14 protein-coding genes and 1 riboswitch are annotated in these 17,528 nt (G+C 50.5%); of the genes, 8 read left to right on the top strand and 6 right to left on the bottom strand.

Translation table 11 applies throughout. The features are described from left to right. The first annotated feature begins 15 nt into the window (after positions 1 to 15). From gnd to P397_RS0101400, 4 genes are all read left to right on the top strand, one after another. The gene (gene gnd, locus P397_RS0101415) at positions 16 to 1,416 is read left to right on the top strand and encodes a decarboxylating NADP(+)-dependent phosphogluconate dehydrogenase (RefSeq protein ID WP_028105378.1); all 1,401 of its coding nucleotides are present in this window, start codon (positions 16 to 18) and stop codon (positions 1,414 to 1,416) included. Between the two features lie 220 nt (positions 1,417 to 1,636). After that, positions 1,637 to 2,200 (top strand): alkyl hydroperoxide reductase subunit C, encoded by a 564-nt coding sequence (ahpC, locus tag P397_RS0101410; RefSeq protein WP_028105377.1) that lies wholly within the window; start codon positions 1,637 to 1,639, stop codon positions 2,198 to 2,200. A 14-nt stretch (positions 2,201 to 2,214) separates the two neighbouring features. Then, a complete protein-coding gene (gene ahpF, locus P397_RS0101405) occupies positions 2,215 to 3,744 on the top strand; it encodes an alkyl hydroperoxide reductase subunit F (protein ID WP_026831627.1) in 1,530 nt (509 codons plus the stop codon). A gap of 352 nt (positions 3,745 to 4,096) precedes the next feature. Beyond that, positions 4,097 to 4,639 (top strand): ECF transporter S component, encoded by a 543-nt coding sequence (locus tag P397_RS0101400; RefSeq protein WP_028105376.1) that lies wholly within the window; start codon positions 4,097 to 4,099, stop codon positions 4,637 to 4,639. Between the two features lie 63 nt (positions 4,640 to 4,702). Here P397_RS0101400 and P397_RS0101395 read toward each other — a convergent pair whose 3' ends face one another. Beyond that, positions 4,703 to 6,196 (bottom strand): malate:quinone oxidoreductase, encoded by a 1,494-nt coding sequence (locus P397_RS0101395; protein WP_028105375.1) that lies wholly within the window; start codon positions 6,194 to 6,196, stop codon positions 4,703 to 4,705. A 239-nt stretch (positions 6,197 to 6,435) separates the two neighbouring features. Between P397_RS0101395 and P397_RS0101390 the strand changes: the two genes are divergently transcribed. After that, positions 6,436 to 7,962 carry a cryptochrome/photolyase family protein gene (locus P397_RS0101390; protein ID WP_028105374.1) on the top strand — a complete coding sequence of 509 codons (1,527 nt, stop codon included), beginning with the start codon at positions 6,436 to 6,438 and terminating at the stop codon, positions 7,960 to 7,962. Between the two features lie 80 nt (positions 7,963 to 8,042). On the opposite strand, the gene P397_RS0101385 is transcribed toward P397_RS0101390, so the two are convergent. Next, positions 8,043 to 9,410, bottom strand: coding sequence for an amino acid permease (locus P397_RS0101385; protein WP_028105373.1), 1,368 nt, complete (start codon positions 9,408 to 9,410; stop codon positions 8,043 to 8,045). Positions 9,411 to 9,571: 161 nt separating this feature from the next. Then, a riboswitch (glycine riboswitch) is annotated at positions 9,572 to 9,647 on the bottom strand. 218 nt (positions 9,648 to 9,865) lie between these two features. Between P397_RS0101385 and P397_RS0101380 the strand changes: the two genes are divergently transcribed. Together P397_RS0101380 and P397_RS0101375 are read left to right on the top strand one after the other, a co-directional pair. Then, positions 9,866 to 10,420, top strand: a complete 555-nt coding sequence (locus P397_RS0101380; RefSeq protein WP_028105372.1) for a histidine phosphatase family protein — start codon at positions 9,866 to 9,868, stop codon at positions 10,418 to 10,420. A 202-nt stretch (positions 10,421 to 10,622) separates the two neighbouring features. After that, positions 10,623 to 11,867, top strand: coding sequence for an MFS transporter (locus P397_RS0101375; RefSeq protein ID WP_028105371.1), 1,245 nt, complete (start codon positions 10,623 to 10,625; stop codon positions 11,865 to 11,867). A 43-nt stretch (positions 11,868 to 11,910) separates the two neighbouring features. On the opposite strand, the gene P397_RS0101370 is transcribed toward P397_RS0101375, so the two are convergent. The 3 genes from P397_RS0101370 to P397_RS0101360 are packed head-to-tail and all read right to left on the bottom strand — an operon-like array spanning position 11,911 to position 13,442. After that, entirely contained in the window at positions 11,911 to 12,429 is a 519-nt protein-coding gene (locus P397_RS0101370; protein WP_028105370.1) for an NUDIX hydrolase, read from the bottom strand. Next, a complete protein-coding gene (locus tag P397_RS0101365) occupies positions 12,430 to 12,939 on the bottom strand; it encodes an LURP-one-related/scramblase family protein (protein ID WP_028105369.1) in 510 nt (169 codons plus the stop codon). 17 nt (positions 12,940 to 12,956) lie between these two features. Further along, the gene (locus tag P397_RS0101360; RefSeq protein WP_028105368.1) at positions 12,957 to 13,442 is read right to left on the bottom strand and encodes an LURP-one-related/scramblase family protein; all 486 of its coding nucleotides are present in this window, start codon (positions 13,440 to 13,442) and stop codon (positions 12,957 to 12,959) included. Between the two features lie 224 nt (positions 13,443 to 13,666). Here P397_RS0101360 and P397_RS0101355 point away from each other — a divergent pair, with 224 nt between their 5' ends. Beyond that, complete coding sequence (locus P397_RS0101355; RefSeq protein WP_028105367.1) at positions 13,667 to 14,662, top strand: tRNA dihydrouridine synthase; 996 nt, start codon at positions 13,667 to 13,669, stop codon at positions 14,660 to 14,662. An 88-nt stretch (positions 14,663 to 14,750) separates the two neighbouring features. Here the strand turns inward: P397_RS0101355 and P397_RS0101350 are convergent, their stop codons facing one another. Continuing rightward, positions 14,751 to 17,525 (bottom strand): glycoside hydrolase family 3 protein, encoded by a 2,775-nt coding sequence (locus P397_RS0101350; protein ID WP_028105366.1) that lies wholly within the window; start codon positions 17,523 to 17,525, stop codon positions 14,751 to 14,753. Between the last annotated feature and the right edge of the window lie 3 nt (positions 17,526 to 17,528).

The following is a 17,528-nucleotide window of genomic DNA, read 5'->3' as shown; positions in this document are numbered from 1 at the left end:
AAGGAGTCGGTCTATATGCTACATTCAATCGGAGTCATCGGGCTTGGCGTCATGGGGCGCAACATCGCCCTGAACATGGCAAGTCATCAAGAAAACGTCGCTGTTTACAACTACACACGTGATTTAACGGATGAGCTGATGGCTCATAACGAAGGGTTATCGATCCATCCGTATTATGATGTCGCGGATTTTGTCCAATCCCTTGAACGTCCACGGAAGATTTTCGTGATGGTCACGGCAGGCAGTGCGATCGATTCAGTCATCGAATCACTCGTCCCGCATCTCGAGACGGGCGACATCATCATGGACGGTGGGAATTCCCACTTCCTCGATACCGAACGCCGGTTTGATCAATTGCAGCAACACGGCATCGAATACATCGGCGTCGGTGTCTCCGGCGGTGAAGTCGGGGCCCGGACCGGTCCTGCCATCATGCCGGGCGGAACAAAAGAAGCCTACGCACAGGTTGCACCAATTTTGACGAAGATTGCCGCCAAAGTGAACGGTGAGCCGTGTTGCGTCTACATCGGACCAAAAGGAGCCGGTCATTTTGTCAAAATGGTCCACAACGGCATCGAATATGCCGACATGCAATTGATTGCGGAAGCTTACAGTTTCCTCCGGTTCCGTCTTGGACTCGATGTCGAAGAAATCGCTGATGTCTTCTCGTCTTGGAATGAAGGCGAACTGAAAAGTTACCTGATTGAAATCACAGCCGATATTCTTCGGAAAAAAGATGACGAAACCGGTCTTCCATTGATCGATGTCATCTTGGACCAAGCCGGTCAAAAAGGCACCGGCAAATGGACGAGCATGCAATCGATTGATAACGGAATTGCTTCTTCGATCATTACGGAAGCGCTCTTTGCCCGTTATCTCTCGGCTGTCAAAGAAGAACGTGTCGCAGCAGCTACCGTCCTCACTGGACCGGAAGCCCGCGAGGCACTCGACAAAGACGTCTGGATCGAGCGGATCCGCCAAGCCCTCTACATGGGAAAAATTGCGGCGTACGCGCAAGGTTTCACCCAGTACCGGACGTCTTCCGAATTGTATGACTGGAACTTACGCCTCGAAGAAATCGCGTTGATTTTCCGCGGCGGCTGCATCATCCGGGCCGAGTTCCTGAACGTCATCAGTGAGGCTTTCGCGAAGGACGAATCGCTTGCGAACTTAATGCTCGCACCGTACTTCGCCGAGAAGGTTCAGGACTATCAAACGTCACTGCGCCAAGTCGTCGCAGAAGGTTCTCTGGCAGGACTCGCTGCTCCATGTCTCAGCACCTCGCTGACGTACTACGACAGCTACCGGACGGCTGATTCCAATGCCAATATCCTGCAAGCACAACGCGATTACTTCGGGGCACATACGTATGCCCGGACCGATCGCGAAGGCACGTTCCACACCGAGTGGCAATAACTTATACAGCTCCTGTTTCCTGTTTCATTTAAGGAAATGGGAGTTCTTTTTTTGTTCACACTTTGTTTATCAGGATAGGAAATTGCAGGTTATCTCTTGACAAAACAAAGCGGTTATATGAAATTAGTATTAGATTAGAATTATTCTAGTGTGATAGATACAGTTTTTTCTTAGCACTAGAACAGATTCTTAAATAGAACCCAACAGGAGGATTTTTATCATGTCTTTAATCGGAAGTGAAGTAAAACCATTCAGTGCATCAGCATTCCATAACGGAGAGTTCGTCGATCTTACAGATGCTAACCTTCGTGGAAAATGGAGTGTCGTTTGTTTCTACCCAGCAGACTTTACATTCGTTTGCCCGACTGAGCTCGAAGATCTTCAAAACCAATACGCAGCACTCAAAGCGCTTGACGTTGAAGTTTACTCGGTTTCAACAGATACGCACTTTACACATAAAGCTTGGCACGAAACTTCAGAAACAATCGGTAAAATCGAGTACGTCATGATTGGTGACCCGTCACACGTCATCTCACGCAACTTCGAAGTCTTGAACGAACAAGACGGACTTGCAGACCGCGGAACGTTCATCATCGATCCAGACGGTGTCATCCAAACGGTTGAGATCAACGCAGGCGGAATCGGTCGCGACGCAAGCACACTCGTTAACAAAATCAAAGCAGCACAATACGTACGCAACAACCCAGGCGAAGTTTGCCCAGCGAAATGGGAAGAAGGTTCTGCAACACTCACACCGAGCCTCGACCTCGTCGGAAAAATTTAAGGAGCGGATTTGAGATGGCTTTAGCAGCAGATATTAAAGCACAACTCGCTCAATACTTGGAGTTATTGGAAGGAGATCTTGTCCTCGCGGTCAGCGCCGGGACAGACTCTGTTTCTCTTGAGATGAGCGAGCTCGTCGAAGAAATCGCGAGCATGTCACCACGAATCAGCATCGAACAGGCGTCACTAGCCCGGACACCAAGCTTCAGCGTCAATCGTGTCGGTGAAGAGAGCGGGATCACGTTTGCCGGGATTCCACTCGGTCACGAGTTCACGTCCCTCGTCTTGGCGTTACTCCAAGTCAGCGGTCGTGCACCAAAAGTCGATGCTTCACTGATCGATCAGATCAAAGGGATCAAAGAAACGTATCATTTTGAGTCTTACATCAGTCTCAGTTGCCACAACTGTCCGGATGTCGTCCAAGCCTTAAACGTCATGAGTGTCCTGAACCCAAACATCAGCCACACGATGATTGACGGCGGTGCGTTCAAAGAAGAAGTTGAAGCGAAAGAAATCATGGCTGTCCCAACGGTCTTCGTCAACGGCGAAGCGTTCGGAAACGGTCGGATGTCGCTCGAAGAAATTCTTGCGAAACTCGGTACAGGCGTCGACGCATCAGACTTTGCCGATAAAGACCCGTACGACGTTCTTGTCGTCGGTGGAGGTCCTGCCGGTGCCAGTGCTGCGATTTATGCCGCACGTAAAGGCATCCGGACCGGAATCGTCGCTGAACGGTTTGGCGGTCAAGTCATGGATACGATGAGCATCGAGAACTTCATCAGCATGAAGTATACGGAAGGTCCGAAACTCGTGGCGAGTCTTGAAGAACACGTCAAAGAGTACGGCATCGATGTCATGAACCTCCAACGGGCAACGCGTCTTGAGAAAAAAGACCTTGTTGAACTGGAGCTTGAGAACGGTGCGGTCTTGAAAACGAAGAGTTTGATCCTTTCAACAGGAGCCCGCTGGCGCAACATCGGTGTGCCGGGCGAACTCGAGTTCAAGAATAAAGGGGTCGCTTACTGTCCCCACTGTGACGGTCCACTCTTCGAAGGAAAACGTGTCGCTGTCATCGGCGGCGGGAATTCCGGTGTCGAAGCGGCCATCGATCTTGCCGGTCTCGTCAAACACGTGACGGTGCTTGAATTTGCACCGGAACTGAAAGCAGACGCGGTCTTACAAGACCGTCTGGCAAGTCTTCCGAACGTTACGGTCGTTGCCAACGCTCAGACGAAGGAAATCACAGGTACGGATAAAGTGAACGGCATCACGTATGTCGAACGCGAAACAGGTGCTGAGCATCATGTCGAGCTTGAAGGAGTTTTCGTCCAAATCGGTCTTGTGCCAAACACAGACTGGCTCGGCGAAACGATCGAACGCAACAAGTTCGGTGAAATCCTTGTCGATCGTCATGGCGCAACGAACATCCCGGGTGTTTTCGCAGCCGGTGACTGTACGGACAGTGCTTACAAGCAGATCATCATCTCGATGGGATCAGGTGCTACCGCTGCACTCGGTGCCTTCGATTACATGATTCGGAACTGATTATCGAAACGCTTTGCTTCGGCAAGGCGTTTTTTTGATTACAAAATCTAACATAAACAGAATCTCCGTCAACTAAAGAGGATTTTTCCCGTGCTTTTCTCGGACGAAGCGCAAGCCGCGGCTTTTGCGACCAGCAGGTCTTCAAGCCGGGTCTCGCCTGCCTCTGACAGCGCGTAAACGCGCTTTTCCCCGTAGAAGTCACGGAAAATCATCTTTTAGGCCAACGCTTTCATTATGAAAGATTTAGATTCAAACTGACCTCTATAAATTGTTCGAAATTGACACTTTTAGCTAGACCAGTTATCTGATAGATTGAGAGTATTCAAAATCTATCATAAAGAAGGTCAGGCACATGCAAAAAGCAGCACCGTATTCAAGCACTCGTACCCGGCAACTCGTCATCACTTCAATGTCGATTGCACTTGTTTTTGTCGCTACACTTTTCATCAATATCAAATTACCCATCGCAGCGAACGGTGGACTGGTCCATATGGGAACAGCCATGTTGTTCCTGATCGCGATTTTATTCGGACCCCGGACGGCAATGATTGCCGGTGCTGTCGGAATGGGTTTGTTCGATATCGTTTCAGGTTGGACACTTTGGGCGCCGTTCTCTTTTGTTGGACGGGGATTACAAGGGTTCATCGTCGGTTGGATTGCCTGGACGTATGGTCGTAAGGGAACAAAAGTCAGCATCAACGCGCTCGCAATGATTGCATCTGTTCCTGTCATGCTCGGTGTATATTACATCTGTGAAGGTATTCTATACAGCAACTGGGTAGCTCCGGCATTATCAATTCCAGGAAACATTACGCAAAACGTCGTCGGCATTCTCGTCGCAATTCCAGTCGGGATTGCCTTGAAGAAAACACGTTTCTTCCGTCAACGCGGATGATTTTACACAAACAACCCCGTCCTCTTCAAGAGGACGGGGCTTTTTTGTGTCGGATGAATACTGTTAACGAATCGGTTGGGCTTCCGTCAATTCGAGCGTTTTTGTGGTTTCGGCATGAATTTGATCAAAGAGTTCCGGATTCGCGACGAGTGACGTCCCGTACGACGGAATCATTTCTTTGATTTTCGCTTCCCACTCCGGCATTTGATCCGGGAAACATTTCCCGAGAACTTCCAGCATGACCGGCACCGCTGTTGAGGCACCCGGTGACGCGCCAAGCAACGCTGCGACCGAACCGTCTGCCGCACTGACGACTTCCGTTCCGAACTGGAGAGTCCCCTTGCCTTGTGGTGTATCTTTGATGACTTGGACACGTTGTCCGGCGACGACGACATCCCAGTCTTCCGTTTTGGCATTCGGAATGAATTCGCGCAGTTCATTCATCCGTTGCTCCGTCGACAGTAAGACCTGCTCGATCAAGTACTTTGTCAGTCCCATCTCTTTTGCTCCTGCCGCCAGCATCGTCAACACATTGTTTGGTTTGACGGATGTGATCAAATCGAGATTCGATCCGGTTTTGAGGAACTTCGGCGAGAAACCGGCGAACGGTCCGAACAGGAGTGATTTTTGACCGTCGATGTAACGTGTGTCTAAATGCGGGACAGACATCGGTGGCGCACCGACTTTGGCTTTCCCGTAGACTTTCGCATGGTGACGTTCCGCGATTTCTGGATTTTTACAGACGAGGAATAAGCCGCTGACCGGGAAACCGCCGATCTGTTTCGATTCCGGAATGCCTGTTTTTTGAAGCAATGGCAGACTGCCGCCGCCACCGCCGATGAAGATGAACTTCGCCGTATGGTGTTCAATCCGGTTGTCTTGGTCATTTTTGACTTTGATTTCCCAGCCACCGTCGACCCGTTTCAAATCTTCAACGCCATGACCATAGTTGATCTCGACATCGAGTTGTTTTAAGTGATCAAACAGAATCCGTGTCAACGCACCGAAATTGACGTCTGTCCCTGAATCGATTTTCGTAGCTGCGATCGGTTCCGGTGATGTCCGGCCTTCCATGATCAATGGAATCCATTGTTTGAGTTGTTCCGGATCTTCCGAAAATTCCATTCCTTTGAACAGCGGATTAGCTGAGAGCGCTTCCAATCGTTTTTTCAGAAATGTGACGTTTTCCGCCCCTTCGACCATACTCATATGTGGAATCGGCATGATGAATTCTTTTGGGTTCGGCAATACTTGTTCTTTGACGAGGTGCGACCAAAATTGGCGCGACAGTTGGAACTGTTCGTTGACCTTGACCGCCTTGCTGATGTCGATCGTTCCGTCTGCATTTTCCGTCGTGTAATTCAGTTCGCAGAGTGCAGCGTGACCCGTCCCTGCATTGTTCCATTCGTTTGAACTTTCTTCCCCCGCACTTGCCAACTTCTCGAACACCTTAATTTTCATGTCCGGCGCAAGCTCTTTTAATAAGACCCCTAACGTTGCGCTCATGACTCCGGCACCAATTAAAATAACATCTGTTTGTTTAGGCATACTGCTCATGATATCCTTCCTATCCCCGTTTGATATTATGGACCTGTCATACCAGTTGAAAACCGCTCGTATGACGACAACTTACCTTTCCAGTATAACCCTATCACAGGTCATTCATAAATTAAAATATCCGGTGTTTTCCACTAAACATAAATCCATTTCCCCTGAATCGAACGCGCACATCCCGAGACATACTTTCAGGGAAAGCGGCTATATACTCTTAATAGAAGAAAAAGGGGGAACGATTCATGGCGACACGCTGGATTTTCGGCAATCAGCTGAACCACACGTTACCGCTTCTGCAGGAAGCGGATCCGAAACACGATGTCATCTTGATGGTCGAAGCAACCTCACGCTCGACCTGGAAAACGTACCATAAACAAAAACTGGTGTTGATTTTTTCAGCAATGCGTCATTTCGCAGACGAACTCCGGGACAAAGGATTTACGGTCGATTACCGGGAAGCGGACTCGTTTGACGACGCTTGGAAGCAGCACCAGCAACAATATAAACCGACGCACCTGCTGTATACGGCGATCACCGATCACCCGATGCGTCGCGCCATGGAGCGGTTTCAAAACAACCTTCCGAAAACGATCACCGTCGATGTCTGTTCCGATGTTCCACTCTTTTTATTGACGCAGGACGAAGCCGTCGCCCTGCTCGGGGACAAACCGTGGAAGATGGACCGCTTTTACCGGCAACTTCGCAAAGACCGCCGCCTGTTGATGAACGGAAACAAACCACTCGGCGGAAAATGGTCGTTTGACGCCGACAATCGAAAACCGGCGAAGGACGGCGTTGATTTTAAAGCACCGATCCACTTCCGACCGGATCAGATCACACGTGACGTCATCCACAAAGTCGAGACGACGTTTGCCGATCATCCGGGACAGCTCGATGCGTTCCACTGGCCGGTCACACGACAGGAAGCACAGCGGGCACTCGCCCGTTTCATCGAGGAACGGCTTGAGACATTCGGAACCTATCAGGATGCCATGCTGACGGGAGAGGATACGTTATCGCACTCCCTGCTCTCCTCATCGATCAATATCGGCTTGCTATCACCGGACGAAGTCATCAAGGCCGCTGCCGCAGCGCTCGAAGAGCAGGAGGCGCCGCTCAATGCCGTCGAAGGATTCATCCGCCAAATCCTCGGGTGGCGTGAGTACATGCGGGCCGTCTACCTGAGTGAGATGCCCGGTTATGAACAGGTCAATGTCCTCAAACACGACCGTGACTTGCCGGACTTCTTCTGGGACGGTCAGACGACGATGACCTGCGTCGCCGAGTCGCTCCGTCCCGTCATCGAAACGGCGCACAATCATCATATCCAGCGGCTGATGGTGCTCGGAAACTTTGCCAACTTGTTTGAGATTTCGCCGCAACAGACAGCGGACTGGTTTAATGAAATGTATATCGATGCCTATGATTGGGTTGTTCTGCCGAATGTACTCGGGATGGCGTTGCATGCCGACGGTGGTCTCCTGTCGACGAAACCGTACATCGCATCGGCGAACTACATCCACAAGATGAGCGACTACTGCGGGAACTGTCCCTTTAATCAGAAAGATGCCCTTGGGGACAACGCCTGTCCGTTTAATGCCTTGTATTGGGACTTCATCGCCCGGCACGAGGAACGTTTCTCCGGCAACCAACGGATGTCGATGATGTACCGGCAGTGGGCGAAGCGGGACCAAGCGGATCAGCAGGCAATCCGTAAAAAAGCGACGGCGTTGAAAAAGCAATTGGCGGACGGACAATTCCATCGCTGAGTTTTCATCAACACCAAGAAAGACCCGGCTCCCTGTTTTGTTCGGCAGGGAATCGGGTCTTTGTTTTTTTCCTTGATGCATCACGCACTGTGTCGTTCTGCTTTTTGATGTTTTTTCGTCCGCAACTGGTACAGGACAAACAATCCGATGAACCAGACCGGTGTCAGGAGCAAGGCCGGACGTGTTTCGTCCGCGACGAGCATGACGACCAGGATCAGTGTGAACAGACCGAGTACGAGGTAGTTGACGAACGGTGTCCACGGCGCTTTGAACGTTGAGGCGGCATGCAATTCCGGCTGCGTCTTCTTGTATTTCAAGTGACAGACGAGAATGACACCCCAGACCCAGATGAAACAAATTGCACTGATTGTCGTGACGATGCTGAACGCCTGTCCTGGAATCAATTTACTTAATAAGGCACCACCCGAGACGACCAATGTCGAGATGAACAAGGCATTTGCCGGCACGTGGTTCTTATTCAGCTTCGAAAAAGATTTCGGTGCCTGCTTTTGATTCCCGAGATTGTACAAAATCCGGCTCGTCGAGAACATTCCGCTGTTACAAGCGGAAGCGGCCGACGTCAGGACCACGAAGTTGATGATTCCGGCAGCAAGCGGAATCCCGATCAGACTAAACGTTTTGACGAACGGACTTTCCGTTGCATTCAGTCCTGTCCATGGATTGATCATCAGAAGGACCAGTAAGGCACCGACGTAGAAGAACAGAATCCGTAACGGAATCTTGTTGATCGCTGACGGAATGTTCTTTTTCGGATCGGCTGTTTCTGCTGCCGAGACACCCACGAGTTCAACCCCGACATACGCGAAGACGACCATCTGGAACGACAACAGGAACCCGGTGATGCCGTTCGGGAACATCCCGCCGTGCTGCCACAGATTCTTGACTGTGACCGGTCCGGCATCTGTTTTGAAGCCGATGACGAGCAAGACGATCCCGACCCCGATTAACGCTAAAATCGTGATGACTTTGATCAAGGCGAACCAAAACTCGAGTTCTCCGAACAGTTTGACCGTCAAGAGGTTAAAGCCGAGTAAAATCAACAGGGCGATGACGGCCGGAATCCACTGCGGGATATCAAACCAATATTTGACGTAGACACCAACGGCAATGATATCGGCCATCGCCGTCATGATCCAACAGAACCAATATGTCCAACCGGTCACGAACGCCGCGCGTGGTCCGAGATAATCTTCCGCGATATCCGTCAGTGACTGGTAACCGGCTTTTGACAATAACAATTCGCCCAGTGCCCGCATGACGAAGAAAATCGCAATCCCGACAAGCAGGTAGGCAAACACAATCGATGGACCGGCCAGCTGAATCGCTTTCCCCGATCCTAAAAACAACCCTGTTCCAATCGTTCCACCAATCGCAATCAATTGGACGTGACGATTCGATAAATCCCGTTTTAATCCTTGCTGTTCCAAACCTGAACTCCTCCTTTGATGATCTCTCTGTTTCCCCCGGTCAGACTGTTCTGTCAGTCCAACAAAAAAAGAGACTGGACGGGTGTCCAATCTCAAAAAAATCATCAGAATAGCAAATAATCATCCTTTGCTTGGCAAAGCCAACACAAAAAATAAAAATTCAGTACTCTTCTGTCCTTTTGCCTGAGATTGTGAACCCTTCGGCGCCGTATACACGGTCTCTCCAGAAGCTGCTCCTGCCATAGTGTGACCCATGACAATCATAGCTTTCTTTTTTTATTCGGTTGCTGAGGTGACATAATCACCTGAATTGTTTTTAATACTAGTAATCTTATGATCGTTTGTCAACCGTTTTATTTCATTTTTTCATTTCTTCTTTCATAACGTGAAACAGGACTTTGCATGCCGTTTCCAGAAGTCTCCTACAAAGACTACCGCAGGAGGAGGAACTGATCGTGAAGACATATTATGTCATTCGCCATTGTGAAGCAACGGGACAAGCACCCGATGCTCCGTTGACGAAACAAGGTTACAAACAAGCAGACGCACTCGCCGGTTTTTTCAAAACCATCCCGGTCGACCGGATTTTATCCAGTCCGTTCCGCCGGGCACAGGAAACGATTTTACCTGTCGCCGCTCTCCATGATTGTCCGGTTGAAATCGAGGATCAGCTCCAAGAACGAATCCTCAGCACCTCGCCATTAAGCGAGTGGCGTTCCGCTTTACAAGAAACATTCGTCGATTTCGATCTCCGCTTTCCCGGCGGTGAATCGAGTCGTGAAGTGATGGAGCGGATGACGTCTGTCCTGAAAGAAGCATCGTTGCATCCGGCCCGTCATACGGTGCTTGTCACGCACGGAAACGCGATGGCTTTGTTGTTACACACCATCGATTCGACTTTTGGCTTTGATGACTGGCAGCAATTGCAGAACCCTGATGTGTACCGTCTCGTTCAGACTGCCGACGGGATGACCTGTGAACGGATGACGCTTCATCAAACCAAAACGTAAACAGGTGACAGACATTTTTTCAAGTATTCGACAAACGCATACGATTACTTTCGATCTATTCTTTTAACTTATGGAAAACATAAGAATTATCTATTTTACTTCCCCTTCGAACTCCGCTACATTTAACGAATTGATAACAAAGTGAAGTAGTTCGAATCCCCGTCTACCGGGAGATTCGGCTTAGGAAAAGAAGGGGTATCTTATGTCTACACAATCTAATCACGCACGTAAAGGGTACTTGATGATGGCCGTTCTCTGGTTCGCATATGCGACGTTCGCCATGAACTGGGTCGCCGGGTCTTCCTTGACACCACAAATCACGGCCCATTTTTTCGGTGACCGGACCGTCGATCCGTTGATTTCACAACTCGTCAACTATTCGATCACGACGGCACGTGTCTTCGCGAACATCTTGGCCGCACTCATCCTGATGAAACTTGGACCCAAAAAAGCACCGATGCTTGCCCTGTTGTTCCTGATGATGTCGATCGTCGCCATCTATCTGCCGAACTACTGGGCGTATACGGCAGCCCGGATGATCATGGGTCTTGGTGGCTCGATGGTCATCGTCTACATGAATCCGGTCGTCACCCGCTACATCAGTGATCCGACGGAAAAACTGCGGATCAATGCACTCAATACGGTATCTTACAATGTCGGAGCGTTCGTCGTTTCCTTGCTGTTCACATTTTTCGCGACACAATTCACGAACAACTGGCAACTGACATTGACGATTTTTGCTGCTTTGACAGCCGTCCTGTTCCTCGCCTGGTTGATCTTCAGTGAAGAATTCGACTTGAATACGGCAAGTGATCAAAACGAAGTCGTCACGGCTTACGGTTACAAAGATGCGATCAAAGACAGCTTCTTATGGAAATATGCGTTGGCGTTCGGCGGTTTCTTAACGCTCTACATTCTGTCGCTCGTCGGACTCAAACCGGTATTTGACACCTATACCGAATTAAACGGATCGCTCGTCAATCTGCTTGTATCCGGTGCCGGGATCATCGGGACCTTTGTTGGTCTGAAAATCGGCAGCCGCGGGACACCGCGAAAACCGATTCTCCTGACCAGCGGGCTGATCATGATCGGCAGTTTTATCATCACGGTCGCGTTCGGCAATATCTCGCCACTCGTTTCGTATGTCTTTGCCTTCGTTTCCGGATTTGCGATGTACATTCAGTATCCGATTTTCATGAATCTCGCACACGAGATGAAAGGCATGACCCCGCAAAAGATTACCGTCTTATTTGGTCTCTTTTGGGCAATTGCGTACGCCACACAGACAATCTTTACGATTCTTTGGAGCTATACGCTCGGACAGATGGGATACATGGCTTCGATGGTCGTCTTTTTCCTTTGCTGTTCGACATACCTCCTGTTCAGTTTCTTTTTACCGGAGACCAAACCAAAACAAACGGTGCCGGCTTCGAAAAAAACAGCCTAATCCCAAAAACAACCCCCAAGTCGCTCGCGACCTGGGGGTTGTTTTATTTTTGATGGGCACCATATTGATGCCGTAAGATGAACAGCAACCGGATCAACGGTTCATGGTACGAAATGAACGTTCCTTCCCGTATGCCAGCAATGATGTCGTCTTCCGTCGCCCACTTGACGGCTTGGACTTCTTCTTCCTGTAACGTCAGGGTCGTCAGATCAACGTCTGTTTCGGTTAAGTAATAGTCGTCAAACCCGTCTTCAAACGGAACTGTCAACTGCGGACGCCGTCCGGCGAACGACAGGGACAATCCGAGTTCTTCAAACAATTCACGTTCCGCCGCCGTTTGACTCGTATCGCCTGTTGTCGCACTGCCACCGACGCTGAGATCCCACATGTTGGACCAGCCCTCTTTGAACGGCTGGCGTTGCTGAATCAACATCTGTCCCTGTTCGTTAAAAAGACAAACGTGCACAGCCAAACGATAATCGCCATCTTTTAATTCTGTTCCACGCGGCCAGGTCCGTCCTGTTTTCTCGCGGTCTGCCGTATAGATATCCCATCGTTCCATTTACTTCTTCCCTCCTGACCAATTATCCGAAAAGAGCGTTGCGACTGTTTTGTCTGCTTTCGCCCGATCGAGTCCGAGCACGACACTTAAAAACAGTGTCTCCGACGCTTCATCCAGCAGTGTCAGTTCGTACTGTTTTCCGAAACGGACCCACCGTCTTTTGCCTTGCCCGATTTTGTTTCCTTGATACGTGACACTGAACGTCATCGTCGCCCAGTTGATATCGATTTGCAGATCCCGGCTGTCAATCCGGTAATCCGCAAACATCAAGAATCCAGTTTTTTGAATGGTCGCAACGACACGCCCGTCCACTTCCACCAGGATATGCGGCAACATGCTGAACGTCTGTTTCGTCACGCGGCCGATCTCGGCTTCTTCCTGTACGAGTTGCCAGTTTTTCTGCATTTGCAACAACTGTCCGGTCACTTCATGCGTGACGTGTCCGGCTTCGTTTTGGATCGTAAAACGTCGGTTCAAATCCATCGTCTGGTTCATCAAAAGTGATTTCATGCTTCTCTCCTGTTCTGTTAAGACGATGCGTTTGCCGCATCGTCTGCCTTCACACAATCAATCGCAACGACGAGTGCAATCAGAATCGTCTCCATCGCGGCATCAATCACCTGAATTTCGTAGCTGTCGCCAAACGACAACCACTTTTTCTCAACCTGCCCGACGACTTCGCCTTGCCGCTTGACTTGGAAATCCATGTCCCACCAGTTTCCGTCAATCTCGATTCCGGCTGCGTCAATCGTATAACGGGCTTTGAACAATGAAAATTCCTTTTCGATCGTCATCGTTTGTCCCTCGACCTCAACAAAAAACTTCGGTCTTAAACTGAATGTTTTTTTCGTGATCGTCGCAATTTCTTCTCCGTCCGTCGTCGTAATCGAAAACGACTTCGGAATTTTCATGAAGCTGCCTTCGACGAGATACCGATCCTGCTCCTGTTCATTCTTAATCGAAAAACGACCTCGTAAACTGAGTGCTTTTTGTTTCATGTACAGTGTATGCATGGAGATCTCATCCTTTCCTGGCGACTGTGTTACACCTATTACGATATGAACGGACTAAAAGATTCATCCCTGACTTCCTTTATCTGGTTTCGACAAACGGCTTCAATATTCCCGCCTGCAAAGCTTGTCTCCTTGCACTTTTTGTTCAATACGCTTAAAGTATATAGTTGATGAAATTTTAATTGAGCAAAACGAATTACCTTAAGGAAAGGGTTTTATATACGATGAAAAACAACTTTTGGCAGGACCTGCCACGACCATTTTTTGTACTTGCACCAATGGAAGATGTCACCGATGTCGTCTTCCGTCACGTCGTTGCGAAAGCAGCGCGACCGGATGTCTTCTTTACTGAATTTACGAATACGGAAAGTTACTGTCATCCGAAAGGTAAACAGAGTGTCCGCGGACGACTCGAGTTCACCGAAGATGAACAGCCGATGGTCGCCCACATTTGGGGCGACAAGCCGGAATATTTCCGTGAGATGAGTATCGGGATGGCGGAAATGGGCTTTAAAGGCATCGATATCAACATGGGCTGTCCGGTGCAAAACGTTGCCGTCAACGGAAAAGGATCAGGACTGATCAACCGTCCCGATGTCGCCGCTGAACTGATTCAGGCAGCAAAAGCCGGCGGTCTGCCGGTCAGCGTCAAGACACGTCTCGGCTATTCAAAAGTCGAGGAGTGGCACGACTGGTTACGCCACATTCTCGAACAGGATATCGCCAACCTCTCGATTCACCTGCGGACGCGTAAAGAAATGAGTGCGGTCCCGGCTCACTTCGAACTGATTCCGGAAATCAAGAAACTTCGGGATGAAGTCGCACCGCAAACCCTCTTGACGATCAACGGCGACATCAACGACCGACAACACGGGCTTGAACTCGTCGAGCAGTACGGTGTCGACGGCGTCATGATCGGCCGCGGCATTTTCCATAACCCGTTTGCCTTTGAAGTCGAAAAGAAAGAGCACTCGAGCGAAGAATTGTTGGGTCTGTTGCGTCTGCAACTCGACCTGCACGATCAATATTCAGCGGAATTCGAACCCCGCCTCTTCAAGCCGCTCCGCCGGTTCTTCAAGATTTATGTCCGTGGTTTCCGCGGTGCCAGCGAATTGCGTGCCCGTTTGATGGACACGAATTCAACGGATGATGTTCGGGCGCTCCTCGATGAGTTCGTCGAACAAGAAGGCATTCATGCCGTCAATTCGTTTTCGATTTAAGAAAAAATAGAGACACCAAAAGAGAGAAGCGGCTTGAACATCGCTTCTCTCTTTTTTCATACACTTTTTTAAATTTTCTATGATGTGATTATCCGTTTTTCATATGGAACGATTCCGTTAACGTAAAGGTGATGTTCTTGAGTTCAAGCCCTCCGAGCGCAAAGTACAGCTTGAAGTAGTTGTGTGGATTAAAGACGAAGACGTCTTTTGTCTGTGTCACCCATTCGCCGTTTGTCCCGTTGAACGTAAACGTCGCGACCGGCATATTGTTCGCAAACAATGTCACCGGCATCTGTGCCAGTTCACCGGCATACGACCGTGCTTCAAACGTGACGTGATACATCCCGGTTTCTTCCGCCGTCACGGCAAAGACATGACTGCTTCCGGTCGACGTGTCGAGTTCATCAAACACGATCGGGACACCGCTTTGAAGTTGCTGATGCGTCACGGCCTGTTCGTTCAGATCATCTGCCTCTTCCGGTAATCCGGTGACATCGACTGTCGCTCCCTGACCAAGCGTCCGCTCCATGACCGGTGACCGCAGGATGAACTGACAGATGTTCGCCGCACTCCGCAACAACTCTGCCCGTGTCAACGTACCGTCCGCAAGCGATGACAGCGTATCATCCTCAAACGGATTCGCCCCCGGTTCTCCAACGACCATGTACAGGTCATTTTGCGAACGAACCATCGTCGCTGTCTGTTGCCGGTTGGCTTCCGTTCCTTCGGCATTGATTTTTGCCCACCAGTCGGTCATGACGACACCGTCAAAGCCCCACTCGTCACGGAGAATCCGGGTGTTTTGATCGTACAATCCAGCCGTCCAGAGCCCGTTGACGGCACCGTATGTCGTCATGATCGCATACGCCTGTCCCCGTTTGACGGCGTGCTCAAATCCTTTTAGATAAATTTCCCGCAAGGCCCGTTCCGAGACAATCGAATCGAGATCATGACGATGGAATTCCTGATTGTTGGCACTTAAGTGTTTGAGCGTTCCCGTCACACCGACCCGGTGCATCCCGTCGAGCTGGGCGACGGCCATCATCCCGGTCAGATGAGGATCTTCCGAGAAGTACTCAAAGTTTCGTCCGTTGAGCGGATGACGATGGATGTTCATCCCCGGTCCAAGCAACGTATCGATGCCGTTTTTCCGGAGTTCGAGCCCTGTCATCTCAAATAAGTCAGCCACCAACTCGACGTTGAACGTTGACGCGACAAGCGTCCCGTTCGGAAGCGAAAAGGCTTTGGTTCCGATGTCCATCCGAATCCCGGACGGACCGTCAGCACAGCAGGCCGCCGGAATGCCGAATGCTGTCAGCCGGTCGGTCACGCCGCCAAAGGCAGCTGCTGTTCCCGGTGTGACGCGCGGTGAGTTCATCCCCTCGCCGCGAACGATCGCTGCCAGATCCTCATCCGTCAATTGATCGAGGAACACGTCGAGGGACGTGTTGCCTTCGTAGACATCCTTCAGTGTCAGACCTTGATCTTCCGAAGACAGTCGCGCGGCAGGACGTTCGGCGAGGCGGCGGGCTTCCGGATCGATCGTCCGCAGCGGTGTCGCTTCGTACGTGACGTCATAACCGGTTTCCGTCTTGTGTGGCTTCAGACGGTCAAACGCCGTGACCGGTGCCATGTTTTCGCTTAACGTCTCGGTGACACGTAACGTGTCGATCGTTTGTGTCGCCACGTGCGCCGCGGTCCGGACGTCCGTGCCGACGTACAGATGATACGCTCCCGCTTCGATGACGTAAGACGATTTATGCCCCGTCACACCGGCATCATCGTAGCTCGCGTATTCCGTCAGCGGTACCGTCAACGTTACCGTCTCCTGTTGACCCGGTTCCAGCTGTTGTGTCTTCGCGAACGTCACGAGTCCGCGTGCCGGATTGCCGAGTTGTCCCTGTGGTTTCTCGAGATACACCTGGACAACTTCTTTCCCGCTGCGTGTCCCTGTATTCGTGACGGTGACGGTCAATGTGACCTGTTGCTCCGTCATGTCGATCGTTTCCGTCGCGACATCAAACGTCGTATAGGATAAACCAAACCCAAACGGATACAGGACGTCGTCTTTCGCAAACGTCTCGAAGTAGCGGTACCCGACGTAGATGTCTTCCTTGTAAATCGCCCGGTCTTCGTGACCGAAGTACGGCGTCGACGGATACGCGTCGAGTGAACGGGCAATCGTATCCGGCAGTTTTCCGGATGGTGTGATTGCTCCCGTCAAGAGATCAATCAAGGCATTTCCGCCTTCCATCCCGCCTTGCCACGCATACAAAATCGCACTCGGATCAAAATCAAGCGCCCACTGCATGTCGATGACATTGCCGACGTTTAACAAGACAACGGTCTTCGGGAACGCCTGTGAGACTTTTTCGATCAAGGTTAATTCGACGTCCGTCAGCAGGTAACTGCCCGGGTCTGCCGTATTATCACGGTCTTCACCGGCCGTCCGACCGATCATAACGATCGCGACATCCGACTGCCCCGCCGCTTGAGCGACGACTTCGTCCGTGACCGGCATTTCTTCCTGCGACCAGGGTTCCGCCGCCCAGCCTTCGCCTTTATCAAACGGATGATCCTGCAGCCAGGCTTCGTAAACATCGAGCAACGACTGGTTCACGGTCAGATCCGGATGTTGTTGCAGAGCTTCGAGTGGACTTGTCACGTGCGATACGTTGACCATCCCACCCGATCCCGTTCCGCTTTTATAATAGTTAAACTGATTGCGTCCGAAAACTGAGATTGTCGTCCCTGCTGAAAGCGGCAACGTCTGCTTGTCATTTTTCAACAGGACTGCCCCTTCTGCGACCGTCTTCCGGGCCAGTGCCGTATAAGCGTTCCAATCTAATGTATAAGTCGTCATCTG

Source organism: Exiguobacterium undae DSM 14481 (assembly GCF_000620805.1).
GTDB classification, from domain to species: Bacteria; Bacillota; Bacilli; order Exiguobacteriales; family Exiguobacteriaceae; genus Exiguobacterium_A; species Exiguobacterium_A undae.
This window is presented reverse-complemented; position numbering and strand designations above follow the sequence as displayed.